The 26,092-nt window shown below is 71.4% G+C and carries 25 protein-coding genes and 1 pseudogene; 14 read left to right on the top strand and 12 right to left on the bottom strand.

Annotated elements, in window-relative coordinates; genetic code table 11:
- Positions 1–19: 19 nt before the first annotated feature.
- Positions 20–766, bottom strand: coding sequence for a hypothetical protein (locus JD77_RS27590; protein ID WP_145776804.1), 747 nt, complete (start codon positions 764–766; stop codon positions 20–22).
- A 219-nt stretch (positions 767–985) separates the two neighbouring features.
- Here JD77_RS27590 and JD77_RS27585 point away from each other — a divergent pair, with 219 nt between their 5' ends.
- Positions 986–1,309 (top strand): helix-turn-helix domain-containing protein, encoded by a 324-nt coding sequence (locus JD77_RS27585; protein ID WP_145776803.1) that lies wholly within the window; start codon positions 986–988, stop codon positions 1,307–1,309.
- 129 nt (positions 1,310–1,438) lie between these two features.
- Here JD77_RS27585 and JD77_RS27580 read toward each other — a convergent pair whose 3' ends face one another.
- Positions 1,439–2,083, bottom strand: coding sequence for a hypothetical protein (locus JD77_RS27580; protein ID WP_145776802.1), 645 nt, complete (start codon positions 2,081–2,083; stop codon positions 1,439–1,441).
- Between the two features lie 19 nt (positions 2,084–2,102).
- Complete coding sequence (locus tag JD77_RS27575) at positions 2,103–2,660, bottom strand: TetR/AcrR family transcriptional regulator (protein ID WP_145776801.1); 558 nt, start codon at positions 2,658–2,660, stop codon at positions 2,103–2,105.
- A 374-nt stretch (positions 2,661–3,034) separates the two neighbouring features.
- Between JD77_RS27575 and JD77_RS27570 the strand changes: the two genes are divergently transcribed.
- Complete coding sequence (locus JD77_RS27570) at positions 3,035–3,271, top strand: hypothetical protein (protein WP_145776800.1); 237 nt, start codon at positions 3,035–3,037, stop codon at positions 3,269–3,271.
- Positions 3,272–3,587: 316 nt separating this feature from the next.
- Positions 3,588–5,171: a DHA2 family efflux MFS transporter permease subunit gene (locus JD77_RS27565; protein ID WP_145776799.1), complete on the top strand. Its 1,584-nt coding sequence runs from the start codon at positions 3,588–3,590 to the stop codon at positions 5,169–5,171.
- A 214-nt stretch (positions 5,172–5,385) separates the two neighbouring features.
- On the opposite strand, the gene JD77_RS27560 is transcribed toward JD77_RS27565, so the two are convergent.
- Entirely contained in the window at positions 5,386–6,060 is a 675-nt protein-coding gene (locus JD77_RS27560; RefSeq protein WP_246141025.1) for a helix-turn-helix transcriptional regulator, read from the bottom strand.
- A 15-nt stretch (positions 6,061–6,075) separates the two neighbouring features.
- On the opposite strand from JD77_RS27560, the gene JD77_RS27555 reads away from it, so the two are divergent.
- A complete protein-coding gene (locus JD77_RS27555; protein WP_342799667.1) occupies positions 6,076–7,362 on the top strand; it encodes an RNA-guided endonuclease InsQ/TnpB family protein in 1,287 nt (428 codons plus the stop codon).
- A 30-nt stretch (positions 7,363–7,392) separates the two neighbouring features.
- Positions 7,393–7,659 (top strand): oxidoreductase C-terminal domain-containing protein, encoded by a 267-nt coding sequence (locus JD77_RS27550; RefSeq protein WP_281292192.1) that lies wholly within the window; start codon positions 7,393–7,395, stop codon positions 7,657–7,659.
- A gap of 68 nt (positions 7,660–7,727) precedes the next feature.
- Here JD77_RS27550 and JD77_RS27545 read toward each other — a convergent pair whose 3' ends face one another.
- From JD77_RS27545 to JD77_RS27530, 4 genes are all read right to left on the bottom strand, one after another.
- Positions 7,728–9,560, bottom strand: coding sequence for a glycoside hydrolase family 15 protein (locus tag JD77_RS27545; RefSeq protein WP_145776796.1), 1,833 nt, complete (start codon positions 9,558–9,560; stop codon positions 7,728–7,730).
- A 64-nt stretch (positions 9,561–9,624) separates the two neighbouring features.
- Positions 9,625–10,101 carry a hypothetical protein gene (locus JD77_RS27540; RefSeq protein WP_145776795.1) on the bottom strand — a complete coding sequence of 159 codons (477 nt, stop codon included), beginning with the start codon at positions 10,099–10,101 and terminating at the stop codon, positions 9,625–9,627.
- A 302-nt stretch (positions 10,102–10,403) separates the two neighbouring features.
- Positions 10,404–11,144 carry a dipeptidase PepE gene (gene pepE, locus JD77_RS27535; RefSeq protein WP_145776794.1) on the bottom strand — a complete coding sequence of 247 codons (741 nt, stop codon included), beginning with the start codon at positions 11,142–11,144 and terminating at the stop codon, positions 10,404–10,406.
- Positions 11,141–12,010, bottom strand: coding sequence for an IclR family transcriptional regulator (locus JD77_RS27530; protein ID WP_145776793.1), 870 nt, complete (start codon positions 12,008–12,010; stop codon positions 11,141–11,143). Before JD77_RS27530 ends, pepE begins: the two co-directional genes overlap by 4 nt.
- Positions 12,011–12,149: 139 nt before the next feature.
- Here JD77_RS27530 and JD77_RS27525 point away from each other — a divergent pair, with 139 nt between their 5' ends.
- The 8 genes from JD77_RS27525 (at position 12,150) to JD77_RS27490 (ending at position 20,905) form a co-directional block, all read left to right on the top strand.
- Positions 12,150–13,181, top strand: a complete 1,032-nt coding sequence (locus JD77_RS27525; protein WP_145776792.1) for an ABC transporter permease — start codon at positions 12,150–12,152, stop codon at positions 13,179–13,181.
- Entirely contained in the window at positions 13,174–14,082 is a 909-nt protein-coding gene (locus JD77_RS27520) for an ABC transporter permease (protein ID WP_145776791.1), read from the top strand. Before JD77_RS27525 ends, JD77_RS27520 begins: the two co-directional genes overlap by 8 nt.
- A gap of 76 nt (positions 14,083–14,158) precedes the next feature.
- Complete coding sequence (locus tag JD77_RS27515; RefSeq protein WP_145776790.1) at positions 14,159–15,736, top strand: ABC transporter substrate-binding protein; 1,578 nt, start codon at positions 14,159–14,161, stop codon at positions 15,734–15,736.
- Between the two features lie 120 nt (positions 15,737–15,856).
- Positions 15,857–17,182 carry a M20 family metallopeptidase gene (locus tag JD77_RS27510; RefSeq protein ID WP_145776789.1) on the top strand — a complete coding sequence of 442 codons (1,326 nt, stop codon included), beginning with the start codon at positions 15,857–15,859 and terminating at the stop codon, positions 17,180–17,182.
- Positions 17,179–18,135: a DUF1177 domain-containing protein gene (locus JD77_RS27505; protein WP_246141022.1), complete on the top strand. Its 957-nt coding sequence runs from the start codon at positions 17,179–17,181 to the stop codon at positions 18,133–18,135. The genes JD77_RS27510 and JD77_RS27505 overlap by 4 nt, the downstream gene beginning before the upstream one ends.
- A 50-nt stretch (positions 18,136–18,185) precedes the next feature.
- A complete protein-coding gene (locus tag JD77_RS27500; RefSeq protein ID WP_145776788.1) occupies positions 18,186–19,946 on the top strand; it encodes an ABC transporter ATP-binding protein in 1,761 nt (586 codons plus the stop codon).
- Positions 19,943–20,689, top strand: a complete 747-nt coding sequence (locus JD77_RS27495; RefSeq protein ID WP_145776787.1) for an AroM family protein — start codon at positions 19,943–19,945, stop codon at positions 20,687–20,689. The genes JD77_RS27500 and JD77_RS27495 overlap by 4 nt, the downstream gene beginning before the upstream one ends.
- Before the next feature lie 27 nt (positions 20,690–20,716).
- Positions 20,717–20,905, top strand: a complete 189-nt coding sequence (locus JD77_RS27490; protein WP_145776786.1) for a hypothetical protein — start codon at positions 20,717–20,719, stop codon at positions 20,903–20,905.
- Positions 20,906–20,949: 44 nt separating this feature from the next.
- Here the strand turns inward: JD77_RS27490 and JD77_RS27485 are convergent, their stop codons facing one another.
- The 4 genes from JD77_RS27485 to JD77_RS27470 form a co-directional block, all read right to left on the bottom strand.
- A complete protein-coding gene (locus JD77_RS27485; protein ID WP_145776785.1) occupies positions 20,950–22,422 on the bottom strand; it encodes an aldehyde dehydrogenase family protein in 1,473 nt (490 codons plus the stop codon).
- Complete coding sequence (locus tag JD77_RS27480; protein ID WP_145776784.1) at positions 22,419–23,297, bottom strand: carbohydrate ABC transporter permease; 879 nt, start codon at positions 23,295–23,297, stop codon at positions 22,419–22,421. Before JD77_RS27480 ends, JD77_RS27485 begins: the two co-directional genes overlap by 4 nt.
- Complete coding sequence (locus JD77_RS27475; RefSeq protein ID WP_145776783.1) at positions 23,294–24,205, bottom strand: carbohydrate ABC transporter permease; 912 nt, start codon at positions 24,203–24,205, stop codon at positions 23,294–23,296. Before JD77_RS27475 ends, JD77_RS27480 begins: the two co-directional genes overlap by 4 nt.
- A 141-nt stretch (positions 24,206–24,346) precedes the next feature.
- The gene (locus JD77_RS27470) at positions 24,347–25,708 is read right to left on the bottom strand and encodes an ABC transporter substrate-binding protein (RefSeq protein ID WP_145776782.1); all 1,362 of its coding nucleotides are present in this window, start codon (positions 25,706–25,708) and stop codon (positions 24,347–24,349) included.
- 119 nt (positions 25,709–25,827) lie between these two features.
- Between JD77_RS27470 and JD77_RS35710 the strand changes: the two are divergent.
- Positions 25,828–26,061: pseudogene (locus tag JD77_RS35710) on the top strand (GntR family transcriptional regulator); the annotation flags it as partial.
- Between the last annotated feature and the right edge of the window lie 31 nt (positions 26,062–26,092).

The following is a 26,092-nucleotide window of genomic DNA, read 5'->3' as shown; positions in this document are numbered from 1 at the left end:
GGTCACCCAGGCGCGCCGGTCAGGCCCACTCGCCTTCGAAGAGCGGGGTGACCGGCCGCTCCCGGCGGCCGATCCGTAGGTCCCCGAAGACGGTGCTCCGCTGCGCCCGGTCGACCTCGGCGTCCAGGTCGATCCGTAGCTCCGCGGAGGCGTCATGGGCTGCGCCGATGAGCACGAGTTCGGTCCCGGGGTGGTCGAGGAAGCCCGGCGGGTCGAGCGGGGCGAAGCGGCGACCGTGGAACCTGCGCTGCAGCGCGGCCGGCAGGTTGACCCTGCGGGATGCCTGGAGCCCCACCCCGGGCGGGGAGGGCGCCTGCGGGTTCTTCACCGTGACGATGTAGCTCGCCTCCGGCTCGATGCTGAGGTCGTGCTGCGCCTCGCCGAGCCGCAGCGGGAGTTCGAGCTGGTACGCGAGGTGGGTGTGGTCGTCGTGCCGGGCGATCACGTACGCGCCCTCGGCGGCGGGTCGGGCCGGCGGCTGCTCCCGCCGGCCGCGGGTCCGCGTCCCGTACGCGCGCGCCCGCAGCGCCTCGTGCAGCTGCTCCGGCCGGTCCACCACCTCGTCGACGAACGCCCAGAAGCGGTCGTGTTCCTCGATGCCGGGCAGGCGTTTCCGGCCGATCACCAGCAGCCGCAGGTGCCTCCCGTGCCACGGGTGAAGCACCACCAGCAGCCGCTGCACCTCGTCCAGGGAGTCGACGTGCTCCTCCGCGACGCGGGGTCGGTAGAGGAAGTAGATGTCTCCGTCCTCCAGCAGGTCGGCCATCCACCCGGCGTACCCGGAAGGGCCGCCGACCAACGGCCTCAGACGGTGCCGAACAGCACGGCGGCCGCGAGCACCGCCGCGCTGGGCGCCGGAGCGCTGAACTACCTCCTCAAACCGTTCACCGCGCAGCAACTGGTCGACCGGCTGGTCGCCTAGCGCCGATATCGTGAGTGCCTCGGCGCGGAGCGCGAGCTCAGCCAGGCCGAGATCGACCAGGCGATGGCGCTGCTGCACCAGCACGACACGCCGGCCGCGGCGCTGCCGAAGGGCCGGTCGTCGGTCACCGCGCAGCAGGTGCTCGCCGCGATCCGCGACGCCGGCCGGCCGGTGACCGCGGTGGAGGTCGCCGACCTGGTCGGCGTCTCCCGCGCCACCGCCCAGCGCTACCTGGCCGACCTCGCCCGCGCCGGGAAGGTGGAGCTGAAGCTGCGGTACGGCAGCACCGGCCGCCCCGAGCCCCTGTACTGGTGGCGCGGCAGCGCGTCGTCCAGGGTGCCGTCCGGCGGGGCGTCCGCGGAGGACGTGCGACCCCGCCGGAGGTGAGCCACCGGCGGCGGGGCGGCCCGTGGTGCCCGTGGCCGGAGCATTGGCCCGCACGTTCGTGGTCGCTACGACAGGGGAGCGACCACTCGACCGGTCTCCGGCGTCGCCGAGAGCGTTGTGGGGGAGGGCTCAGTCGAGCCTCGACCGCCAGAGTGCCAGCGCGAGCCAGGCCGATCCGACCGCGACGAGCAGGCCGTGTGCGATCCGGACGGCGGCGGGTGTGTAGAACTGCGGGAGGAAGAGGGCGAAGCCGAGCGCGAAGAGGACACCGCTGAGGCGCGGCAGCACCCCCGAGCGCCAGACCGCCATGGCGATCACGACCGCCGACACCGCGAGCGCGATCAGACCGATCCCGAACGTGGTGACCGCGACCGGGTTGTACCGGACCGTGTCGACCACGTCGAGCAGATCAAGGGGCTGACCCGCGGCGGACGTGCCGGCGATGGCGTGCAGGCCGAAGTCCTCGGCGCCGTAGTAGGGCAGGACCAGCCCCACGCCGATCCAGCCGGTCACGACGGCGGTGAAGGCGAGCCGCTCGGCCCGGGTGTGCCTGACCACGTCGCGTACGGCGAGCAGGCCCAGCGTCACCAGGATGAAGCCGATCATGGCGAACAGGTGCGAGGCGACCCACCAGTCGGAACTCATCGCCCGGGTCGCGCCGTCGACCGTGGATTCGTCGTGCCACGGCCGGGTCGCCGGGTAGAGGGCGAACAGGACGCCGGCGACGGCGAGGGCGAGGGCGCCGAGGCGGGTGCGAGAGGGGGAGGGGGACATCGTTTCTCCGGTGACTAGATCAGCTGCGGGGCAGGCTTGCGATGAACATGTGGGTCAGCTGCTCGTGGGTGGTGTCCAGGTCCTCGGGCAGGCCGAAGCCGCCGGCCGTCTCGATCGAGGAGAAGCCGTGGGCGATCGACCGCAGGCAGCGGGTGGCGTGGATGGCGGCCTCGCCTTCGAGCCCGTAGCCGCGCAGCACCGCGAGGAAGACCTCGATCAGCCGCAGGCCGGCGCTCGCCAGGGCCGGGTCGTGCAGCGGATCCGGCGGCATCGCGGCGTGGCGGGCCGGGTGTTCCAGCGCGTAGCGACGGTAGGCGCGCATCAGGGTGGCGACCGCGTCGTCGCCGCTGCGGCCGACCAACGCGGCGGTGAAGCGCTCGGTCAGCTCTTCCATGATCCGTGCGCCCATCAGTGTCCGCAGTTGGGCGAGGCTGCCGACGTGCTTGTACAGCGAGGGTGCGGCGACTCCGGTGCGTTCGGCGACGGCGGCCAGGGTCAGGGCGTCCAGGCCCCGGTCGTCGATGACGTCGAGGGCCGCGTCGACGACGGCCGCGGTGGACAGCCCGGCCCTAGGCATGACCGCACTCCCGGCCTCCGGGTCGGGGCCGGCGGCCGATTTGGCTAATCATCATAGCCTTAAAGCTAATGCGATTAGCTCCGGCTGTCAACCGGTACGCGACAACCTGCCCACCCTCATGGCGACCCGGAGCCGGCCACGCCACGACGCCGTGCGTGAGGCCCGTCGACCGCGACGACGAGGAGCGGCGGGCAACGGTCAGCGGGTGAACCGCTGCCCGAAGCGTGTTGTCGCTGGTCATTGGCAGTCGCAGCGTTGTCGCACGGCAGGTTGGGCACGTATCGTCCGCCGTGGAACCGGCGGGGAGTGGCCACGCCGGAGCACGTGGGGAGGCTCGGTGTCCGCAGGCACCCACGACCTCGGCGACCAGGGCCATGGGCCGCACCACCACGACCACGACGGCTGGGGATCGTGGTGGCAGCGGCTCCGGCACGCCGAGCCGTCGCGACGCGGTCGCCCTGTCGAACAACTCCCGCGACGGGGTCAACCGCGAGCTGAGCTACCCGTCGATGGTGGTGGACACCGCGGGTGACGTGCACGTCGCGTTCACCCGCCACCGGCGGGCGATCCGTCACCTGCGCGTGCCCGCCCGGTGGTACCGGCCCGCCTGAGTCGTCGGGCCCCTGGTCGAACGGCGGCCGGTTGACCGCTGGAGCCGGTGTTCCCGCGGCGCCGCCGGCAGACCGTACGGGGTCTGCCGGTGCGCGTCGGTCAGGGGGCCGGCCAGGCCGGGTTCGGTGGGTGCCGGGCCGATGTCTTGGTGTGGGCTGTGCGACGGCCGCCGGTAATCCGCAGCGGAATGTCGGTGCCGGTCGTTAGGCTGCGCGAGTGTCGCCCCTCGCGGGCGACATCTTTCGTGACTCGTGGTCGCGGCACGCCGCAGCCACCCGTCTCACGCCGGCCGAACCGATTCCAGGAGACTTCTTCGTGACCCAACAACCTGCCGCGACAGCGGACAAGCTCGACGCCGCGGTCCTCAAGGTGGCGGGGGTGGTCGTCCTCGGCGCCATCATGTCGATCCTCGACGTGACGGTGGTGACTGTCGCGCTGCCGACCTTCCAGTCCGAGTTCGACGCGTCCTACGCCCGGGTCGCGTGGACGATGACCGCCTACACCCTCGCGCTTGCCACGGTGATCCCGCTCAGCGGGTGGGCCGCCGACCGGTTCGGCACGAAGCGCCTCTACATGGTCGCGCTCGCGCTGTTCACGATCGGGTCCGGCCTGTGCGCCACCGCCGACACGATCGGGCAGCTCATCGCCTACCGCGTCCTCCAGGGGCTCGGCGGCGGCATGCTGTTGCCCCTCGGCATGACGATCATGACCCGGGCGGCCGGGCCGCACCGGATCGGCCGCCTGATGGCCGTCCTCGGCATCCCGATGTTGCTCGGGCCGATCGGCGGCCCGATCCTCGGCGGCTGGCTGATCGACACGGCGAGCTGGCACTGGATCTTCCTGATCAACCTGCCCATCGGCGCCGTCACGCTCGTCTACGCCCAGCTGGCTCTGCCGAAGGACAACCCCGAGCCGTCGGAGTCGTTCGACTTCCTCGGCATGCTGATGCTGTCGCCGGGCCTCGCCCTGTTCCTCTACGGCGTCTCCTCGCTGCCCGAGGTCGGCACCTTCGCCGACGCGAAGGTGTGGGCCCCCATGCTCGTCGGTGCCGTGCTCCTGGTGGCGTTCGTCCGCTACTCCTTCAAGCCCCGGCACCCGCTGGTCGACCTGCGGCTGTTCGCCAACCGCAACCTCACCATCGCGACGGTGACCATGTTCGTGTTCATCATCGCGTTCATGGGCGCCGGGCTGCTCTTCCCCAGCTACTTCCTCCAGGTGCGCGGTGAGTCGACGCTGGCCGCCGGCCTGCTCATCGCGCCGCAGGGCATCGGCGCCATGATCACCATGCCGCTCGCCGGGACGCTCGCCGACCGGGTGCCGGTCGGTCGTACGGTGCCGTTCGCGCTGGTGCTGATCGTCCTCGGGTTCTTCGCCTTCACCCAGGTGGACGTGCACACCTCGTACTGGCTGCTGTGCGGTTCTCTGTTCGTCATGGGTCTGGGCATGGGCGCCACCATGATGCCGATCATGACCGCGGCGCTGAAGACCCTGCACCCCCAGGAGGTGGCCCGTGGCTCCACGCTGGTCAACATCCTCCAGCAGATCGGTGGTTCCGTCGGCGCCGCGCTGATGTCGGTGATCCTCACCAACGAGCTGAACGGCTCCCGGCCGATCCCCGGCGTGACGGACCCGAGCGGTAAGCCGCTCACCGAGGCCGGCCTGGCCATCGCCGCCCAGCAGCAGCCGGAGCTGACCCAGCAGGTGCCGGTCCCGCCGGGGCTCGTCGAACGGGGGCTCGACTTCGCCGCCGACTCGTTCGCCACCACGTTCTGGGTGGCGCTCGCCCTCGTGCTGGTCACGTTCGTCCCGGCCTTCCTCATGCCCCGCCGGAACGAGCCGTCGCAAACGCCCGACGACCCGCAGGCGGAGCAGGGGAAGAGCCCCATCCTCATCCACTGATACCGGGCCGGGACGGCGGCCCGGACCGGGTTCCGCCGACCCGTCCGTCCACGACACGGACGACCGACGCCGACGCCGGCAGCACGCCGGCGTCGGCGTCCGGTGGCCGCCCGCAGCGGAGTTGCGGTGGGACTCCCGGTGCCGTGTGGGTGGTGGTCGCCGCGCATCGCCGGCTGGCTGAATGCCGGGGCGCGCCGAGGACCGCGGGCGCCTGCTACGGGCCGGGGTGAATGCCGCTCGGTGCCGAGGCGAGTTCGACGCAGCAGTGGCCGGGGCGGGGTGCGAGGGCGGCGTGCCGGTCGGTGGCGCCGAGCCCGTGGAGCAGGCCGGCGAGGAAGGCGTGGTTCAGCCCGCAGACGAGGGCGGTGTGGCGGGCGGCCAGCCCGTGGAACGGGCAGTTGCGTAGCAGGACCCGGTCGGTGGTGGGGTGGGGCTCGAAACCGAGGTCGGTCAGCGCCGTGGTGAGGTCGGCGCCATCGGCGGCGAGTGCGGCGCCGATGGCTCGTCCGCGTTCGTGGGCATGCCGTCCGGCGGCCCGGTCCGCGTGGCCGGGGTCGTCGTCGACGGCGGCGGCGAGGATCTCCGCGATGAGCTGGTAGCGGCGCTCGGGGATGGTTACGGTGACCCCCTCGCCGACGGGCTCGTACACCTTCGGGGTGCGGCCTCGGCCGCGCAGGGGGCCGGGCGGTGCCTGGTACCTGGCCTGGAGCAGGCCGGCGTCGACGAGCTTGTCGAGGTGGAACGCGGCCAGGCCCCGGGACGTCCCGGTGGCGTCGCCGGCCTCTTCCCGGCTGACCGGGTGGCCGGCGCGCCGCACGTAGTCGTAGAGAGCGCGCCGGGACGGGTCGACCAGGGCGCTCACCCCGGTCCACGGGTCGTCCACGGTCACCGGATCACCGCCAGGATGCCCCGTCCTTCAGGGCGGGGAGGAATGGCGGACGCGCCGTCAACCATGACTGTCCTTTCTGGTTGGCTGGGTTCTGTGCGGACGGCGTACAGGTGTCGGGCGTATCCGACCCCGGAACAGGTGGTGGTGCTGAGCCGCACGTTCGGTTGCGTCCGGGTGGTGTGGAACCGCACTCTCGCCGCCCGTCGTGCTCGTTACCGCGCTGAGGGCAGGTCGACCTCGTACGCGGAGACGGATCGGGCGCTGACCGAGATGAAAAAGCAGCCCGACCTGGCGTTTCTGGGTGAGGTGTCGTCGGTGTCGTTGCAGCAGACGCTGCGGCACCAGCACACCGCCATGACCGCCTTCTTTCAGAAGCGGGCCCGGTATCCGCGCTACAAGTCCCGGCACGGCCGCCAGTCCGCGAGCTTCACCCGGTCGGCGTTGCGGATGCGTGGCGGGAACCTGACGTTGGGGAAGACACCGGGTGTGCTGCGGTTCGTGTGGTCGTGGCCCGGCGTGGACGTGGCCGGGTTGGATCCGACGACGGTGACGGTGTCCCGTGACCCGGACGGCCGTTGGTTCGTGACGTTCGCCGTCGACATCGGGGCACCCGTCGCACCCGAAGCCACCGGTCAGGTGGTGGGTGTGGACCTCGGGTTGACCGACTTCGCGGTGCTGTCCACCGGCGAGCGCATCCCGCATCCGAAGCACATGGAGCGTCGGGAGCGCCGACTCAAGCGGTACCAGCGGATGATGGCCCGCCGGCAGAAGGGCTCCGCCAACCGCGCCAAAGCCAAGCGGAAGGTCGCCCGTGCGTATTCGCGGGTACGCGACGCCCGCCGGGACTTCCTCCACCAACAGTCCACCACCCTGGTACGCCGGTTCGACGCCATCGCTGTGGAGGACCTGGCCGTGGCGAACATGGTCCGCAACCGGTCCCTGGCCAGATCGATCTCCCGTACCGGCTGGGCGGAGTTCCGTACCCTGCTCACCTACAAGGCCCATCGCGACGGCCGCACCCTCGCCGTGGTGGACCGCTGGTACCCGTCGTCGAAGACCTGCTCGGCGTGCGGGCATCTGCTCGCCACACTCTCCCTCGGCATGCGCCACTGGCGGTGTCCGGGTTGCGGCACCCGGCATGACCGGGACGTCAACGCCGCTCAGAACATCGCCGTCGCGGCCGGGCTGGTCGAGACGAAAAACGCCTGCGGAGCGGACGTCAGACACGAAGGATCTCCTTCCGTGCGGTCTGCGGTGAACCAGGAACCCCAACCTGCGAGGGTGGGAATCCCCCGCGTTTAGGCGGGGGAGGATGTCAACGACCAGTACGACCTGGGCATGGAGTACGCGGGCTGGGTCGAGCCGGGCGGCTACGACCGTGTGGTCTTCCGCGGCGATCCGGCCGTCCACGACGGCGCACCCCCGCAGTTCCTCGCGTTCTGGGTGTCGGCCGGCCGGGTGCTCGCCGGGATGAACGTGAACGTCTGGGATGTGCAGGACGACATCCAGGCCCTGGTGCGCGCTGGCTGGGCCGGACGGGAGGTGGACCTGGGCCGGCTCGCCGACCCGAGCGTGCCGCTGCGCGCGCTCGTCCCCTGATCGGGCCGCGGCGCCGCACGCACCGGCACCCGGCCGTGGCCCGGCAGGCGCGGCGTCCTGTCGAGCAGTCAGGCGGATCCAGGGGCAGGCGCGGGGGCGTCCCGTATCGCCAGTGCGGCCTGGACGAGCGCGGCGTGGGTCAGCGTCTGGGGGTAGTTGCCCAGGTGGGCGCCGGTCGCGGGGTCCAGTTCTTCGGCGTAGAGGCCGAGTGGGCTGGCGTGGTCGAGCATGGTCTGGAACAGGTCGACCGCCTCGCGGCGGCGCCCGGTCCGGGCGAGGGCCTGTACGAGCCAGAACGAGCAGGGCAGGAACGCCCCTTCGGTGCCGGGGAAGCCGTCGCGTCCCGGCGGGTAGCGGTAGAGGAGTGGACCGCCGGCGGAGAGCCTGTCCCGAATGGCGTCGATGGTGCCACGCACCCGGGGCGACGCGATGCCGTCCATGCCCAGCAGCGGCAGGACGAGCAGGGCCGCGTCGAGGTCCCGGGAGTCGTAGCTGCGGACGTAGCTGCCCGCCGTCGGGTCGAAGCCGCGTGTTCGGACATCGGCGGCGATGGCATCCCGGGTCTTCTGCCAGCGCCGACGTTGACGGTCCGGCAGCGGGTGGGTGTCGGCGATGCGCAGGGCTCGGTCCAGGGCGAGCCAGCCCATGAGCTTGGAATGTACGTGTTGGGCGGGTGCGCGCACCTCCCAGATGCCGGCGTCGGGCTCCTGCCAGCAACGGGCGACCAGGTCGGCGAAGCCGCGCACCGCCCGCCACGTCTCCGGGTAGAGGCGGTGCCCTGCCTGGGCGAACGCCCAGGCGGCGTCGATCACCCAGCCGTAGCCGTCGAGCTGGTGTTGGCCGGCGGCGCCGTTGCCGACCCGCACCGGGGCGCTGTCGAGATAGCCGGGCCAGCCGGGCAGTGCCCGTTCCGCCGGTACGTGGCGGCCGTGGAGGGTGAGCAGCGCCGGCAGGCGGGGCCGCTGCAGCCGGCTGGCGTGCAACAGCCAGGCGAGGAAACCGTGGGCCTCGTCGGGCTTGCCGACGCTGAGGAAGGCGCTGACGCCGATGCTGGCGTCACGGGGCCAGACGTAGCGGTAGTCCCAGTTCCGGATGCCGCCGGGGTCCTCGGGCAGTGACGTGGTGGGCGCCGCCACCGGGGCCTGCGACGGCGAGTACGTCAACAGCCGCAGGGTCAGCAGGCTTCGTACGACGTGTTCCCGGAAAGGCAGCGATTCGTCGATTTCCGCGGTCCAGGCCCGCCACCGGTCCTCGTCCTCCAGGAGCAGTTCCCAGGCTGCCGCCGGCTCGACGTGGATCAGCGGTTCGCGGTGGGCCACAGCCAGCACGAGGGTGACGTCCCGGCCCGGCCTGACCGTGATCCGGGTCGGCCGGCCCGGGGCGAGGGTGAGGCCGGGTGCGCTGCCCAGCGAGACCGCGAGCGACCCCCATTCGCACACCAGCGCCTGACGCCGGTGGTGGACTCGGGGCCGGCGGTGTCGTGCGCCGAGGCGGGGGTCGAACTCGACGACGGCGTCGACCGCGTCCTCCTCGGCCGACAGCCGCCGCACGACCAGTGTCGTGGGCAGCAGGCGGCCGCTGATCTCGGCCACCATGGCCTCGGTGAGGGTGAGGCGGCCGCTGCCCGCCGCCCAGGTCGTCGTCAGTGTGGCGGTGTGCTGCCGGTAACGTCGTTCGACGACCGCCGCAGGCCGGGCCGGGCCGACCCGGAAGGTTCCCGCCTCGGGGCCCCCGACCAGCCGGCCGAACAGGGGGTCGCCGTCGAAGCGGGGGACGCAGAGCCAGTCGATCCCGCCGTCGCCGGCGACGAGGGCGGCGGTGCGGGTGTCGCCCAGCAGCCCGTAGTCGCCGATCGGCGGCGTCGGGGGCCGGGGACATGTGACGTCCGGGCGGCCGGTCATGGGGTTTGCTTCCTGGCAGGTCGCGCGGGTGGGCGCGGCGGTGGAGACGGTCTCGGGGCGCGGATCAGTGGGCCTTGAGGAGCAGTCCGAGGACGACCCCGTACATGACATGGACGACGGCCGCGACGGCCGGCGTCTGGATGCCGTAGTTGAGCGCGAACAGGCCGGGCGGCTCCAGCACGGCGGTGCTGGCCGGGCCCGCCCGCTGCGAGGCCATCCGCGGGTGGACACCCGGAAGCAGCGGCAGGAGCACCGTCAGCGCGATCCCGACGTGGAGCATCCCGAACAGCGCCCCGATCCACCAGTTGGCGCGGTGCAGCAGGGCGAACGCGGCCGCGTAACCGAGGGCGAAGCCCTGGCCGGCGCAGAGATGGATGAAGAACCCGGCGATCCGGGCCCGGTCGGGATCCTCGGTGACGAGGGCCCCGAGCACCAGGGGAAGGTCGAGGCGGGTGAGGCCGGCCAACTGGGCGGCGATCAGCGCCGCGGTGAGCGCCACGGTGGCGACCAACCCGAACAGCGCCCATCCGGCCCAGTCCATCTCAGCGGTGGTCGACGTGGATCGTGCCGACGGCGGCACCGGTCAGCCGCGCACATGGCCGGGTCTGACCGGCCGAGCAGCGGCTCCGGGCCGTCGGCACCCGGCGCGGCGGCGTCCTCTCGGTCAACGGTGCACCTCTCGGCCGGACAACCTTCGGTTCGTGGGCGTCCGCCTCGTGCCGGCGTGCGGCTGTGGCGGCTCCGGCCTCTCACCATAAGCCACTGGACCTGCGACATCGGCCTGCTCGCCGAGATGGCACCGGGCCATCGCGCTGGCGCGACCGGTGCCCCGACCGATCGGTTTCAGCGGGGGGTGTCGAACGAACCCACCCGCTCGACGAGCCAGGTCACATCGGCGCCGCTCGGAACCTCGACCGGCGCGGAACCCCGACGGAAGATTCGCCCGCCCGCCGCGACGCCGTCGAGCCGCATCGCGCCGTCGCGCACCCGCAGCCAGGTGCCCTCGCGCATGCCGAGCACGGGAACGTCGTTTTCCTCGAGGAACTGCGTGAGCCGCTCCTCCCGGGTCTCACCCTGGTGCGTCGAGGCCGGGTCCGGGTCCAGGTAGTGGGGGTTGATCTGGAAGGGCACGAGACCGAAGGTCTCGAAGGACGGCGGCTGGACGATCGGCATGTCGTTCGTCGTACGCAGGCTCGGCGTCGCGACGTTGGTGCCGGCGCTCGACCCGATGTAGGGCATTCCCTCGGCTGCCCGGGCCCGCACGACGCTGATCAGGTCGAGCTCGTGGATCGCCTTGACCAGGCGGAAGGTGTTGCCGCCGCCGACGAAGACCGCCTCGGCGCCGGCGACCAGGTCGCGTGGCGTACCCTCGTGCGCTCCTCTGACGCTGATGCCCAGCGGCTCCATGGCCCGCCGGACCGTGTTGGTGTAGCCGTCGTGGTCCGCCAGCGCGAAGGGGACGAAGACGATGGAGCGCAGGCCGTCGAGTGCATCGAGGATGGCGTCGCGCGCGTGCTCCAGGTAGGCCCGCCCCGGCGCCGTCGAGTTGGACAGGAGCAGGAGGTCGTGGCGGGCCTGGGTCATGGTGTCTCCCCGATGTTGCCGGTCTGGCTCGTCCGCGCGGGGCTCAGGGCCCGGCCCGTCCTGGCCTGCCGGGGTGCGGCGGCCGAGTTCGCCCGGTTGTCGAGCAGGGCGGCCAGTTGTTCCGCCGCGGCCTGTAGCGCGGGCAGGTGGTCCCGGATGTCGTCGGGACGCGCCGGATACTTGCTCTCGCCCAGGCTGAGCGAGCCGACGGGCCGCCCCCTGAGCACGATGGGAACGGCGAGCGCCCGGGTGGCGTAGTCGTACTCGCCCTCCGAGTAGGCGTAGCCCCGCGCGACGGTCTCGACGAAGAGCCGCTCGAGCTCGTGCTCGTCGATCTTTGTCAGCTCCGTGAACGTCGCGAAGACGCGACCGGAGATGAGGGCACGCCGTTCGTTGCTGTCGAGGAAGGCGAAGTAGCCGCGGGAGGTGGCGCCCGCGTTGGCCGGATACAGCTCGCCGACGAGCGGGTGGCTGCGCAGGGGCTCGCCCCCGTTGACGGCGGCGACGCAGCGGACGTGCAGCCCGTCCGGGACGGCGAAGAGGGCCGTGCGATCGGTCTGGAAGGCGAGCGGCTCGAGCACCCGCTGGGCCAGGGCGGCCAGCCCTCCCGTGCGCTCCCAGACGGCGGCCATCCGCCACATCGTCGGCCCGAGGCTGTAGCGCCGGGTCACCGGATCGGCGCTGAGGAAGCCGCGCGCGGCGAGCGCGGCGAGGATCCGCTGCGCGGTCGACTTGTCGATGCCGAAGGCCTCGGCGAGCTCCAGCACGCCCCAGTCGCGGCGCCGCTCGGTGAACGACAGAAGGACCTCCAGGGCGCGGTCCACGGTCTGGAGCGGCGAGCGGGGGCGGGCGCCGTTGTCTGACATGGGTCCTCCGGGATGGGTGGGACATGTGAGAACCTACCGCACCCCGACCCAGCTCGGGACGCCTTCTCATATACAGAGAAACTATTGCAGGTGGGTGTCGGGCGAGCGAATCCTTGGCGCCGAGACCAGGTCAGGCCCCATGAAGCGCAGATTGGAGGTGGCCGTGAACCGCGTCGTGCGACGAGTTCTCGCGATGATCCCGGCACTCCTCGGTGTCGTGCTCTGCATCTTCCTTCTCACGCGCGTCCTGCCCGGTGACCCGGCCCGGACCCTCGCGGGGGAGCAGGCCGACCCGGCGACGGTCGAGAGGATCCGCGCCGAGATGGGGCTCGACCAGCCACTGGTCGCCCAGTTCGTCACCTACGTGCGCGGCCTCTTCACCGGAGACTTCGGGTTCGCGTGGCACACCGGGCAGCCCGTCCTCACGGACTTCGCCTCCCGGCTGCCGGCGACGGTCGAGCTCGCCGTCGTGGCGATCGTCATCTCGCTGGTCGTGGGGGTTCCGATCGGTGTCGTCAGCGCGACGCGTCGTGACCGGCCCGTTGATCACGCCAGCCGCATCTTCTCGCTGGTCGGGGCGTCGATGCCGCTCTTCTGGCTCGCCCTCATCGTGATCTTCGTCTGCTACAACAAGCTCGGGTGGGAGCCGGCTCCGCTGGGCCGCATCGCCCAGGACGTCAACCCCCCGACGTCGATCACGGGGCTCTACGTCCTCGACTCGCTCCTGACCGGTGACATCGTCGCGCTCAAGTCGTCACTGGCCCACATCATCTGGCCGGCCCTGTGCCTCGCGACCGGGAGCACGGCGATCATCGCCCGGATGACCAGGTCCGAGATGCTCGAGGTGATCAACCAGGACTACGTACGGACGGCTCGCTCCAAGGGCCTGCCGCCGGCCAAGGTCATCCTCAAGCACGCGCTGAAGAACGCCGCCCCCGTCATCGTGACCGTCGTCGGCCTGCAGTTCGGCCAGCTCCTCGGCGGCGCGGTCATCACCGAGACGGTCTTCAGCTGGCCCGGCATCGGCTTCTACGTCGTCCAGTCCGTCCTCGCGACCGACTATGCGCCGGTCCAGGCCTTCACCCTGCTCGCCGCGGTCATCTACCTGACGGTCAACCTCTGCGTCGACCTGCTCAACGCCCGCCTGGACCCGAGGATCGAGAATGCCTGACACCAGCGTGTCCGCCACCGCGAGGGGCCACCGGGTCGGGTCGTCCGACCGGGCGGGGTCGAGGCCCACGACGGCCTGGCGCCTCCTGTTCCGCAACCGCCTGGCGATGGTCGGTCTCGTCTTCATCGCGATCTGGACCATCGGCGCTCTCGTGGCCAGCCTGCTGCCGTACTCGCCCACCGAGACCGGAGCCGGAGGGCTCCTCGAACCGCCCTCCAGCGCCCACCTCTTCGGCACGGACAACTTCGGCCGGGACATCCTCGCCCGGGTGCTCGCCGGCGGACGGATCTCGCTCTGGACCGGGCTCATCGCCGTCGGGATCTCGCTTCTCATCGGTGTTCCGATCGGCGCCGTCTCGGGCTTCGTCGGCGGCGCGGTGAGCGCGGTGCTCATGCGGGTGATGGACGTGCTCCTCGCCTTCCCGTCGCTCGTGCTGGCCATGGCGATCGCCGCCGCCCTCGGCCCGGGGCTGGCGAGCGCGATGGTCGCCGTGGGCGTCGTCGGCATCCCCGAGTTCGCCCGCATCGTCTACAGCCAGACCCGTTCGCTGCGTGAGCGTGACTTCGTCGAGGCGGGCCGCGCCATCGGCCTGCGCGACCGAACGATCCTCGTCCGCCACATCGTCCCGAACACCGTCGCCCCGATCCTCGTGCGATCGACCCTCGGTATGGGCTACGCGATCCTCACGGCCGCCTCGCTCAGCTTCATCGGTCTCGGCGCGCAGCCGCCGACGCCGGAGTGGGGCGTCATGATCTCGGACGGCCGTGGCTACATCATCAGCGGCGAGTGGTGGATGACCGTATTCCCCGGCATCGCCATCGCCACCTCGATTCTCGGCTTCAACCTCATCGGCGACGGCCTTCGGGACGTCCTCGATCCGCGCCTGCGGACGAGCCGATGACCCCCGGTGCGGACCTGCCACGGACGCCAGCCCATCCGCCCGTCCCTTCCCCCACTCCGACCTCAAGGAGCACAGAGTGAAGCGCAGCGCCACCGCGGCCGCCGCGGTCGCCCTCGTCTTCGTCGCAGCCGGCTGTGGAGCCAACGCCAACCAGGGCGGCTCCTCGCAGGGCGACGGGACCGCCAAGGACACCCTCGTCGCCGCCTACTCCGAGGGCGGCAAGACCCTCAACCCCGCCGAGGCCAACGACGTCACCTCCGACACGTTCGTCGTGGCGGCCTACGACCAGCTCGTCACGTACGACCGCACGACGACGGACGGCAAGCCGACCGCCAAGACCGACAAGATCGTGCCGATGCTCGCGGAGTCGTGGAAGGCCAGCGACGACGCGAAGAGCTACACCTTCACGCTGCGGCAGGGCATCAAGTTCGAGGACGGCTCGCCCCTCGACTCCGACGACGTCGTCAAGAGCTTCGACTTCATCAAGAAGTCGAGCTCGGCGAGCTTCCTGTACGGCATGGCCGGCATCGACACCGTGAAGGCGATCGACCCCCAGACGGTGCAGATCGACCTCAAGGCGCCGAACCACCTCTTCCTCCAGATCCTGCCGATGTACTCGTTCTCGATCATCAACATCGACAAGGTCAACGCCGAGGGCGGCGCCAAGTGGCTCGACACGCACACCGCGGGCTCCGGCCCCTACCGGCTGACGAAGTGGGACCCCGCGACGGAGGCCGTGCTCGATCGCAACGACACGTACTGGGGTGAGAAGCCCGCCCTGCGCAAGATCAACACGAAGTTCATCGGCGAGGCGAGCAACCGGGTCCAGCTCCTCACCAAGGGCGAGGTCGACCTCGCGCTCGAGGTGCCGGCGAAGGACGTCGACAGCCTGTCGAAGCAGTCCGGTGTCACCATCGACTCCCGGGCCAGCAACAAGGTCCTCTTCTTCGGGATGAACAACGCCGTCAAGCCGTTCGACAACCCGAAGGTCCGGCAGGCCATCTCGTACGCGATCCCGTACGACAAGCTGATCAGCGACGTCATGAAGGGCCAGGCGTCGCCGATGCGCTCGTCCGTGGCCAGCTCGACCCCGGGCTTCAGCGACGCCGGCTACGTCTACTCGCACGACCTCGACAAGGCCAAGGCGCTGCTCGCGGAGGCCGGCTACCCCGACGGCTTCAGCTTCGACTTCACCCTCGGCAGCGGCTTCGACGACTGGTCGGACGACGCCGTCCTCATCCAGGCCGAGCTGGCGAAGATCGGCGTGAAGATGAACATCAACAAGATGGCCCGCGCGCAGTTCCTCGAGGCGCTCGCGACCAAGAAGGTGCAGAGCTACATCACCCGCTGGACCTCCTTCGTCAACGACCCGGGCTACCACCTCGGCCTCCTGCTGACGAGCGACGGCACGAGCAACTACGCCAACTTCCACAACCCCGAGGTCGACAGGCTCTGGAAGCAGGCCTCGACCGAGACGGACCAGAACGTCCGGAACGACCTGTACGGCAAGGCGCAGGAGATCATCAACACCCAGGCGCCGTGGGCGTACCTCTACGAGTACAACATCGTCGTCGCGGAGCGCGAGGGCGTGCAGGGGTACACCTCGTACCCCGACGGGATCATCCGCTTCTTCCAGCTGAGCAACAAGGGCTGACGCGGGAGAAGGAGAGGCGAGCCGCCGGGCCCGCCGCCAGCACGACGTGCCCGGCGGCCGCCTCCCTCACCCGTCGCGAATCCCGACCCCCACAGGCGAACACGACACCTGGAGCCTGACGTGACCACGACATCCCCCGACTGGGAGACCCGAGTCCTCGACGAGATCGAGCGCACCCGGGACGAACTGCTGACGCTCGCCGGAGACCTCATCCGCATCCCGAGCGAGAACCCGCCGGGGGACTGCACGGACATCGGCAGGTTCATCGCCGACCACCTGCGCGCCGCGGGCCTCGACCCCGAGGTCCACGACGCGGGCGATGGTCGCCTCAGCATCGTCGTCCACCGTGCCGCGAGCAACGCCGCGGTGGACGACGATCCCACTTCGGCGCGCCACCTCGTGCTCGCCGGCCACACCGACGTCGTCCCCGTCGGTGACCTCAGCCGCTGGACGTTTCCGCCCTTCGCGGGCGACATCGTCGACGGCTACCTCCGCGGTCGCGGGGCCAGCGACATGAAGGCGGGCCTCGCCGGCGTCATCCACACGCTCGTCGTCCTCCACCGCCTCGGGGTCCCGCTCGCCGGGAAGCTGTCGCTCGCGGCGGTCCCCGACGAGGAGCAGGGCGGCTCGCGCGGCGCGGACTGGCTGCTCGACCAGGGCGTCCTCGACGGCGCGACCGGCGCGATCATCGCCGAGCCCGCCGAACGCACGCACCCGACGATCGGCCAGAAGGGCAGCAACTGGTTCCGCATGACGATCGACGGCAAGCCGGGGCACGGCAGCCTCCAGCCGTTGCACGGCGTCAGCGCGAACCTCCTCGCGGCCCGGGCCGTCGTCGCCCTCCAGCAGCTCTGGGACATGAAGCCGTCCCCGCCCGAGGACGTGGTCGAGCTCATCGAGCGGTCGAAGACGTTCGCCGAGGAGCGCGAGGGCTACGCCCCCGGCATCGGCGCCGTCTTCGAGCACGTCACCGTCAACATCGGCACCATCCACGGCGGTACGTCCTCCAACGTCGTCGCGGACCGGTGCGTCGTCGACGTCGACACCCGCGTACCCATCGGGTTGTCGCGCGCCGAGGTCCTCGCCCGGGTCGACGAGCTGCTCGCCGAGGCGGGCGTCGAGGCGACGATCGAGCCCACCGGCTTCCGCAGCGAGCCGAACTGGACGCTGCCGAGCGACCCCGTCGTCACCGAACTCGTGGCGGCCCTGCGCGAACTGACCGGTGACCCCACCGCGGAGGGCGTGCTCCAGTGGGCGTCCTCCGACGCCCGTACCTTCCGCAGCCACGGCATTCCCGTGCTCCAGTACGGCCCGGCCGAGCTGGCCACCATCCACGGCTTCGACGAGAGGGCACCCGTCGCCGACGTCGTCCTCGCCGCGAAGACCTACGCCCTGACCACCCTCCGGTACCTCGGCGTCGCCGAGACCGCTGTCGAAAGCGAATGATCGTGCTGTCCCACGTCCTCACGGCCCTCGACCTCCTCGACCGTCCCGACGCGTCGGGCAAGCTCGTCGCCGAGCACCTGCGTACCCTCTGCGACGACGCCTGCTCGATCACCGTCGCGACGGTCGCGGGCGAGCGCGGCTCGACCGACTTCATCCAGGTCACCGTCCCGGGCAGCCGCGGCAAGACCGTCGGCGGCGACGCCCCGACGCTCGGCGTCGTCGGGCGCCTCGGCGGCATCGGCGCCCGCCCGGAGCTCATCGGCTACGTGTCCGACGGCGACGGGGCGACCGCCGCCGTCGCCACGGCCGCCAAGCTCCTCGCGATGCACGCCCGCGGCGACGTCCTGCCCGGCGACGTCGTCATCTCGACGCACATCTGCCCCGACGCGCCGACCCGACCGCACGACCCCGTGCCCTTCATGGACTCGCCCGTCGACATCACGGCGATGAACGAGCACGAGGTCACCCCGGAGATGGACGCCGTCCTGTCCATCGACACCACGAAGGGCAACCGCGTCGTCAACCACCGCGGCATCGCCATCTCCCCGACGGTCCGCGCCGGCTACATCCTTCCCGCGAGCGCCGACCTCGTCGGCGTCCTGGAGACCGTGTCGGGTGAGCCCGCCGTCGTCTTCCCGCTGTCGACGCAGGACATCACGCCCTACGGCAACGGCCTCCACCACCTCAACTCGATCCTCCAGCCGGCCGTCGCGACGGCCGCGCCCGTCGTCGGTGTCGCCATCACCACGGTGACGCCCGTCGCGGGCTGCGCGACCGGCGCGAGTCACGAGGTGGACATCGCCCTGGCCGCGCGCTTCGCCGTCGAGGTGGCCAAGGGCTTCACCGCGGGTGCGGTGTCCTTCCACGACGAGGCCCAGGCGGCGCTCCTCGAGACCCTCTACGGCCCGGCCACCCATCTGCAGACGAGCGGCAAGGCCCCCGCGGACGCCTGAGCGGGCGCGGGCGACCGAGCCCAGCGGCGTACGGAACAAGGAGCACGGACATGGCTGAGACCCTGCTGTCGATCGAGAACCTCTCGATCCGTATCGACACGTCCCGCGGCCCGATCCACCCGGTCCGGGGCCTCGACCTGACCATCGCGCGCGGCGAGATGGTCGGGCTGGTCGGCGAGTCGGGCTCGGGCAAGAGCGTCACGGCCATGTCGATCACGGGACTGCTGCCGGCGCGGCAGGCGCACATCACCGGCGGGCACATCCGCTTCGACGGGCGCGACCTCGCCGCGCTGTCGGACCGGCAGCTGCGCGGGATCCGCGGCAAGGACATCGCGACGATCTTCCAGGAGCCGATGACCGCGCTCAACCCGGTCTTCACGATCCGCGACCAGCTCATCGAGCCGTTGCGCCAGCACATGCGCCTCGGCCGACGGAGGGCGGCGGACCGAGCGGGCGAACTGCTCGACATGGTGGGGATCCGCAACACCGCACGCGTCCTCGCGGGGTACCCGCACGAGCTGTCCGGCGGAATGCGCCAGCGCGTCATGATCGCGATGGCCATGGCGTGCGAGCCGAAGCTGCTCATCGCCGACGAGCCGACGACCGCGCTCGACGTGACGACCCAGCTGCAGATCCTCGACCTCATCATGGACCTGCAGGAGCAGCACGGGACGGCTGTCCTGCTCATCACGCACGATCTCGGTGTCGTGGCCCAGACCTGCCAGCGGGTCGCCGTGATGTACGGCGGCGAACTACAGGAGACGGCGCCGACGGAGCGGATCTTCGCCGCGCCGCAGGCCGACTACACGAAGCGGCTGCTCAGCTTCATCCCGTCCGCCAACGGGCACGTCGTCGAGGCGGTCGAGGCGCTCGCCGAGCAGGACGCGGCGCCCGACCGCTCGCAGTCGGCACGCACCGACGCACCCGACGACGACGCCCCGGTGCTGCTGGAGGTCACCGACCTGACGAAGGTCTTCGCCGGGCGACGCCGCCGGCTGGGACGTCCGGCCGAGACCGTCAAGGCGGTCGACGGCGTGTCCTTCCGGGTCCGCCGGGGCCGCACGCTCGCCATCGTCGGCGAGTCCGGTTCGGGCAAGTCGACGACCGGTCGGGCGCTGCTGCGCCTGCACGAGCCGACGTCGGGGGCGGTGACGTTCAACGGGGTCGACCTCCTCGCGGCGGGTGACGACGAGATGCGCCGGCTCCGCTCCGAGATGCAGATCGTCTTCCAGGACACGTACGCCTCGCTCGACCCGCGGTGGACGATCCACCGGGCCCTCGCCGAGCCGCTGCGACTGCACACGGACCTCGACGACGCGGCGATCCGCGCCCGCATCGTCGAGGTCCTCGAGACGGTCGGCCTGCGGGAGGAGGACATGGACCGCTTCCCGCACGAGTTCTCGGGGGGTCAGCGCCAGCGGATCGGCATCGCGCGGGCCCTCATCCTCAACCCGAGCCTCGTCGTCTGCGACGAGCCCGTGTCCGCGCTCGACGTGTCGGTGCAGGCCCAGGTGCTCGACCTCATGAGGCGGTTGCAGCGGGACCTCGGGCTCACCTACGTCTTCATCTCGCACGACCTGTCGGTCGTCGAGATGATGGCCGACGAGATCGTCGTCATGAGCCAGGGCCGCGTCGTCGAGCAGGGCACCGTCGAGCAGATCTTCAGAGCGCCGCAGCACCCCTACACCAAGGCGCTCCTCGCCGCGATTCCGGTCGCCGACCCCACCGCGCGGGTCGACCGGGCCGTGCGGCGCCGCATCGTCGAGCGCGGCGTCGCAGCCGCGGACCTGCCCGAGAAGGAGGCGGCGTGACACACGTAGCCGCTGACGGCGGGGCGCGCCGCGGGCGGCCGAAACTCGGTCTCGTCACGATCGGCCAGGCGCCCCGCGTCGACCTCATCCCCGACGTCGAGGCCGCCCTCTCCGGCGTCGACTGGGTCGAACACGGCGCGCTGGACCACCTCGACGCGGACGGCATCGCCCGGCTGGCGCCCCGCGGCGGGGAGCGTACCCTCGTCTCCCGGTTGCGGGACGGTTCGCGTGTACGCCTCGGCGCGACGAGCATCGCCTCGGCGCTCGACGACGCCCTCCGGCGGTGCGTGGCCGATCGCTGTGGTGCCGTCCTCGTGCTGTGCACCGGCCGCGTCGAGCACGGCCCGGCGGCGGTGCCGGTGCTGCACGCGGAGGACCTCGCCCACGACCTCGTGGCGCGGCTCGTCGGTGCGGGCCGCCTGGGCGTGCTGTGCCCCGTGCCGGAGCAGTTGCCGGACATCCGGAACCGGTGGGAGGGGCGCCTGGGCCGCTCCGTGGCCGCCGCGGCTGTGGATCCCTACACGGCGGGACTCGACGAGGTGGCGGCCGCCGGGCGACACGTCGCGGCGGGTGGAGCCGACGTCGTCTTCCTCGACTGCATCGGCTACACCGGGGAGCAGCGGGACGTGCTCGCCGCAGACGGCATCCGCGCCGAGACCGCCCGGCACCTCGCGGTGGCGGACGCCGTCCGTCGCCTGTCCTCCGCCTCGGGCGCCGACCACGAGGGTCCGCCGGGTCGCTGAACCGCCTGATCTCGCCGGGCGCCGCTGATGTCCGAGCGGGTCCGCACCTTCGACGGACCGCTACGGCAGGGCGCCGACCTGGAGCGGTCGATCGACGAACTGTGGTTCTACAACGACCCGGCGCACTACGGCTCCCTCGTACTGCGGTGCGGTTGGCCGGCCGAGTCGTTCCAGCGGTGGCTCGGGGCCCGGATGCGCGACGTCCTGCTGCCCTGACAGCCCAGCTCGGCGGGGGCGGCGTCCGCCCCCGCCGACGTTCGTCACGACCGGGGCGACAGGTGACCGTCGACCCGGCGGGGCAGCGGCGCCTCAGGTTCGTCCCGCAGCTCGTCCGGCAACATCCACTCCGGCGCGTCCTGCCAGGTCACGGGCCGTAGCCAGCGAGCGATGGCGGCGGCGCCGACGGAGGTGGTGCCCGCGGCGGTGGTCGCGGGGTAGGGGCCGCCGTGCGTCGTCGCCCAGCCCACCCGTACGCCGGTCGGTACCCCGGCGGCGAGCACCCGGCCCGCCTGCCGGGTGGCGGTGTGGACGAGGGCCGTGAGCGCGGTCCGGTCCTCCGGTTCGAAGTGGAGGGAGACGGTCAGCTGGCCGCCGAGCGCCTCGATCGCGTCGGTGACCTGGTCCAGGGCGTCGTACCACACGATGATCGCGGCCGGGCCGAACACCTCGTGGGTGAGGGACGGTCGCAGGTCGGCGATCGACACCGCCGCGAGTGACGGGGCGGCCGTGTCGGCGTCCAGGACGCCGTCCACCTCGAACCGGACGCCGCCCCGCCAGCCGTCCAGCCCCTCGGCGAACCGGGCCGCGATCGGGCCGGAGAGCATACGCTGGGGCCCGGCCGCGGTCATGGCGTCCCGGATCCCGGCGACGAGTACGGCGCCGCCGGCCGCCCGGGGCAGGAAGACGAGACCGGGCTTGGTGCAGAGCTGCCCCACACTGCCGACGATCGCCTGGCCGAGGAGGGCGCCGAGGCTCGCCCCTCGGCGGCTGGCGGCCAGCTCCGTGACCACCACCGGGTTGACGCTGCTCATCTCGGCGAAGAAGGGAATCGGGGTCGGCCGGCTGCTGGCGAGGTCGAACAGCGCGCGTCCGCCGCCGAGCGAGCCCGTGAAGCCCGCGCCCCGGATCAGCGGGTGCCGCACCAGCTCCGCGCCCGCCGCGAAGCCGGAGACCATGGCCACGACGCCGGGGTCCAGGTCCCGCAACCCGCGGCGTACGGCGGCGAGGGTGGCGGCCGCGGTGCGCGGATGGTCCGGGTGGGCCTTCACGACGACCGTGCATCCCGCCGCGACGGCGGAGGCCGTGTCCCCGCCGAAGACGCTGAACGCCAACGGGAAGTTGCCGCCGGCGAAGACCGCCACGGGGCCGACCGGTAGCAGCATCTTCCGCAGCTCCGGCGTTCCCTGACCGCCGTGGTCGATCGTCGCCTCCAGGTAGCCGCCGTCCTCGACGACGTCGGCGAAGAACCTCGCCTGCTGGACCGTCCGGTCCATCTCGCCGTCGAGGCGCGGCACCGGGAGCGCCGTCTCGGCGTGCGCCAGCGGCACGATCTCGTGGCGCGCGTCCTGGAGCGCGTCGGCGATGTCGCGCAGCAGGGCGGCCCGTCGGCGACGGGGCAGCAGGCGGAAGTCGTTCCAGGCCCGAGCGGAGGCGCGGCACGTCTCGTCGACCCTGTCCGGGCTGGTCTCGTCCACCAGGTCGGCGTCGACCCTCGGGGGAACGCCCTCGGTCATCCCTTCACCGCCCCTGCGCTCAGGCCCTGCACGAGGAACTTCTGCACGTACGCGAAGACCAGGACGACGGGCACCACGGCGACGACGCCGCCGGCGGCGAGGGCCCCGAAGTCCGCGCCGTACTCGCCGAGCAGGTAGCTGAGGCCCACCGGGATGGTGAACCGGTCCTGGGTGCTCAGGAACATCACCGCGAAGAGGAAGTTGTTCCACGCGCTGATGAACGCGAAGGAGCCGACGGCGACGATGCCGGGCCGCAGCAGCGGCAGCACCACCCGCCGGAACGCCGACAGGCGGCTGCACCCGTCGACCCAGGCGGCCTCCTCCAGTTCGACGGGGACGTTGCGGATGAACCCGGCCATGAGCATCAGCGAGAGCGGCAGGTGGAAGACCGTGTCGGCGACGACGAGACTCCACAGCGAGTTCGTCAGGCTCAGGGTGTTGAAGACCTCGAAGAGCGGGATGAGCATCATGGCGCCCGGGATGAACTGGGTGCACAGCATGACCACCATGAAGGCGGTCTTGCCGTGGAACCTGAACCGGGCGAGCGCGTAGCCGCCGAGCAGCGCGATGACCGTCGACACGACGAGGCTGACCAGGGCGACGTACGCGCTGTTGAGGAAGTAGACGCCGAACCCGGAGCCGTTCCACACGGCCGCGAAGTGGTCGAAGGTGACGGGCCAGGGCACCAGCGAGGTCGAGCCCGCGGGGCGCAGCGCGAACAGCAGCATCCAGTAGAACGGCACCAGGGTGAACAGCAGCCCGACCGTCAGGGGGCCGACGAGCAGGGCACGGTCGACCCAGGATCGGGTGCGCTTCCGCCGGGGAACGCTCGTCCTCGCGAGCGCCGGGCCGGTTACTTCCTGCACGAGAGTCATGTGTCTTCCCGTCCTAGCCTGGTCATGCGGAGATACAGCACGGTGACCGCCGCGAGAATGAGGAACGCGACGACCGTGAGCGCCGAGCCGTACCCGAAGTCGTGTTTGTGGATCGCCGTCTGCGCGACGTACAGCGGCAGCGTGGTGGTGGCGTGGCCGGGCCCGCCACCGGTGAGCGTGTAGAGCAGGTCGACGTTGTTGAACTCCCAGACGCCGCGCAGCAGCGCCGCGATGACGACCGCCCGCCGGATGTGCGGCCAGGTGATCGACACGAACTTGCGCAGTCGGCCCGCGCCGTCCACGTCGGCCGCCTCGTACAGGTCGTTCGGCACCGACTGCAGGTCGGCGAGAATGAGGATCGCGAAGAACGGCGCACCGCGCCACAGTTCGGCGAGCACGACGGCCCAGAACGTCGAGGTGGTGCCGGACAGCGGCGAGGTCCCGTACGAGCCGAGCCCCATCTCCGCCAGGTAGTAGCCGGCCCCGGTGGAGGGGTTGTAGATGAGCATCCAGATGGTGGTGGTCAGGATGCCGGCCACCGCCCAGGGCGAGAAGACCAGGGCCCGGACGACGGCCCGGCCGGCGAAGGACTGGTTGATCAGCAGCGCGAGCACGAGGCCGCACACGAACTGCAGGCCGACCTCGACCAGGACCCATCTGCCGGTGAACGCGAGGCTGTCCCAGAACAGCGGGTCCTCGGCGATCGCGCGGAAGTTGTCCAGCCCCGCGAAGCCGTTGTAGATCGGGAGCGTGACGTTGTAGTTCTGCAGCGCGTAGTAGAAGACGCTGGCGACCGGGTAGAGCAGGAACACCAGGACCAGGATCGCCGCGGGGGCGATCAGGGCGTACGGGTGCCAGTTTCGGTCCCGGCGCCGTCGCTGGCGTAACGCGGCGGCACTTGTCGTCATGCGGGCCTCTCAGGTCGAGGATGGGCTGGGCCCGGGATCCGGGTGGTGGCGGCACGGCCTCCGCCGGGCGAGGGGTTCTCCTCCGCCGAGCGGAGCCGTGCCGCGCGGTCGGTTCGCACATCGCAACGGGCGCGTCGCGCGCTACTTCTTGAGCTTCTGGTAGCGCTGCTGCGCCTGCGTCAGCTTCGCCGCCCAGGTGGTGAGGAACTCGCGCACGGAGAGCTGCCCCTGCAGGACCCGCTGCCAGTCCGGCCGCATGTCGGTGTTGGTGATCGAGTTGAACTCGGGCAGGTAGTACGGCTGGTTGAGGAACCTGACGTTGGGCGCCTTGCCGGCCGCGACGGCAGCGTTGAGGACGGGGCTGTCCTGCACCCAGGACTCCTTCTCGACGGCGAGATTGCCGGGGATGTAGCCGGAGGCCTTCGCCCAGAAGCTGTTGCCCTCCTGGCTCATGGTGAATTCCAGGAACTTCCAGGCGGCGTCCCGGTGCCGGCTGTTGTTGAACATCGCGAAGCCGGTGGTCACCCGCCCGGTGAGGACGGTGCTGCCGTCCGCGGCGGGGAGCGGCGCGGCGACGCCGACCGCGGCGGGCTGGAGGGTCTTCGTGATGGTCGGGTACGACCCGATGCTGTGGCTCAGCATGCCGGCGCCGCCGGCGGTGAACTGCGCGACCATCGCCTTGAAGTCGGCGGTCAGGTCACTCTCGGCCGTCGCCGTCTTGTAGAGGCCGACGTACTTCTGCGCCGCCTCGACGACGGCGGGGTCGTCGAGGGTGGAGGTGCCGTCCTCGCGGAAGAACGACGCCACGCCGGCCTGCGGGTAGACCATCTGGACGAACTGCGGGAAGAAGCCCGCTCCGCCCCGGATCGTGTAGCCGAACCGGCCGCTGCCCTTGTCGGTGAGCTTCTGGGCGGCGGTGAAGAAGTCGTTCCACGACGCCGGCGCGCCGAGCCCCACCTTGTCGTACCAGTCCTTGCGGTAGTAGACGGCGTCGGCGAGGCTCGTGGCGGGGGTCATGTAGAGCTTGCCGTCGGGCGCGGCGGCCTTGGTGATGTCGACCATGGACCGGTCGACCCGCTCGGCCCAGCCGCCCTTGGCGAACCGGTCGTCGAGCGGAGCGAGCGCACCCTGCGCGACGAGCGCCGACAGGTCGGAGGCCTTGGGCGTCAGCAGGTCCGGGGTGGACTTCGTCGCGATGGCGGTGTCGATCTTCTGCATGTACGAGTCGGTGGGCAGCCCCAGGTAGGTGACCTTGATGCCCGGGTTCTTCTTCTCGAACATGTCGATGAGCTGCTTCAGGTTGGCGGACCGCTCGGGGCGCGTGTCCGTGTCCCAGAGCTGAAGCGTCACCTCGCCGTCGGCGCCCGCACTGCCCGGCGTCGATCCGCCGCAGGCGGTGAGGGCGAGCGCTGCCAACGCCATCGCTGCCGCGAGCGCCCGCCGGCCGACGTGAGGTCGGCGGCGGGACCGGGAGGGCTGAGCGGAATGGCTCCGATGCTCCATTGGGGCTTCTCCTTGGGGGACGGGGGTTGATGTAGCTCGGGTGATCGTCGAGGGCGATGGGATCTGGTGGATGATATACGATCGATCAGACTCCGCAAGTGTGGTACGGTGAGCCACCGATGGAAGGAGAAAACGTGGGTTCTGCGCCTGCTGCGCCCACCGTCGTCTACGCGTCCCGGACGGGCTTCGTCGTGGACGCGCTGCGGACGGCGATTCTGAACGGCGAGCTCCGCGCCGGTCAGCCACTCGTCGAGGCCGACCTCGCGCGGTCGTTCGGGCTGTCGAAGACTCCCGTCCGGGAGGCGCTCAAGACACTCGCCGGCGTCGGCCTGGTGACGATCAGCGACTACCGGGGGGCGCTCGTCCGGGTGGTCGACGCGCGCA

Origin of the sequence: Micromonospora olivasterospora (assembly GCF_007830265.1) — a bacterium.
Taxonomy (GTDB): Bacteria; Actinomycetota; Actinomycetes; order Mycobacteriales; family Micromonosporaceae; genus Micromonospora; species Micromonospora olivasterospora.
Note: the sequence above shows the minus strand (reverse complement) of the source record. Positions and strands in the feature narration are given on the sequence as shown.

Coding starts and splice junctions, on each gene's coding strand:
- JD77_RS27555 (WP_342799667.1), top strand. CDS start 6,076: ATGCCCCGTCCTTCAGGGCGGGGAGGAATGGCGGACGCGCCGTCAACC.
- JD77_RS27470 (WP_145776782.1), bottom strand. CDS start 25,708: ATGGAGCATCGGAGCCATTCCGCTCAGCCCTCCCGGTCCCGCCGCCGA.
- JD77_RS27540 (WP_145776795.1), bottom strand. CDS start 10,101: ATGGACTGGGCCGGATGGGCGCTGTTCGGGTTGGTCGCCACCGTGGCG.
- JD77_RS27505 (WP_246141022.1), top strand. CDS start 17,179: ATGATCGTGCTGTCCCACGTCCTCACGGCCCTCGACCTCCTCGACCGT.
- JD77_RS27485 (WP_145776785.1), bottom strand. CDS start 22,422: ATGACCGAGGGCGTTCCCCCGAGGGTCGACGCCGACCTGGTGGACGAG.
- JD77_RS27580 (WP_145776802.1), bottom strand. CDS start 2,083: ATGTCCCCCTCCCCCTCTCGCACCCGCCTCGGCGCCCTCGCCCTCGCC.
- JD77_RS27570 (WP_145776800.1), top strand. CDS start 3,035: ATGGGCCGCACCACCACGACCACGACGGCTGGGGATCGTGGTGGCAGC.
- JD77_RS27575 (WP_145776801.1), bottom strand. CDS start 2,660: ATGCCTAGGGCCGGGCTGTCCACCGCGGCCGTCGTCGACGCGGCCCTC.
- JD77_RS27590 (WP_145776804.1), bottom strand. CDS start 766: ATGGCCGACCTGCTGGAGGACGGAGACATCTACTTCCTCTACCGACCC.
- JD77_RS27500 (WP_145776788.1), top strand. CDS start 18,186: ATGGCTGAGACCCTGCTGTCGATCGAGAACCTCTCGATCCGTATCGAC.
- JD77_RS27545 (WP_145776796.1), bottom strand. CDS start 9,560: ATGACCGGCCGCCCGGACGTCACATGTCCCCGGCCCCCGACGCCGCCG.
- JD77_RS27525 (WP_145776792.1), top strand. CDS start 12,150: ATGAAGCGCAGATTGGAGGTGGCCGTGAACCGCGTCGTGCGACGAGTT.
- JD77_RS27490 (WP_145776786.1), top strand. CDS start 20,717: ATGTCCGAGCGGGTCCGCACCTTCGACGGACCGCTACGGCAGGGCGCC.
- JD77_RS27530 (WP_145776793.1), bottom strand. CDS start 12,010: ATGTCAGACAACGGCGCCCGCCCCCGCTCGCCGCTCCAGACCGTGGAC.
- JD77_RS27585 (WP_145776803.1), top strand. CDS start 986: ATGGCGCTGCTGCACCAGCACGACACGCCGGCCGCGGCGCTGCCGAAG.
- JD77_RS27520 (WP_145776791.1), top strand. CDS start 13,174: ATGCCTGACACCAGCGTGTCCGCCACCGCGAGGGGCCACCGGGTCGGG.
- pepE (WP_145776794.1), bottom strand. CDS start 11,144: ATGACCCAGGCCCGCCACGACCTCCTGCTCCTGTCCAACTCGACGGCG.
- JD77_RS27480 (WP_145776784.1), bottom strand. CDS start 23,297: ATGACTCTCGTGCAGGAAGTAACCGGCCCGGCGCTCGCGAGGACGAGC.
- JD77_RS27475 (WP_145776783.1), bottom strand. CDS start 24,205: ATGACGACAAGTGCCGCCGCGTTACGCCAGCGACGGCGCCGGGACCGA.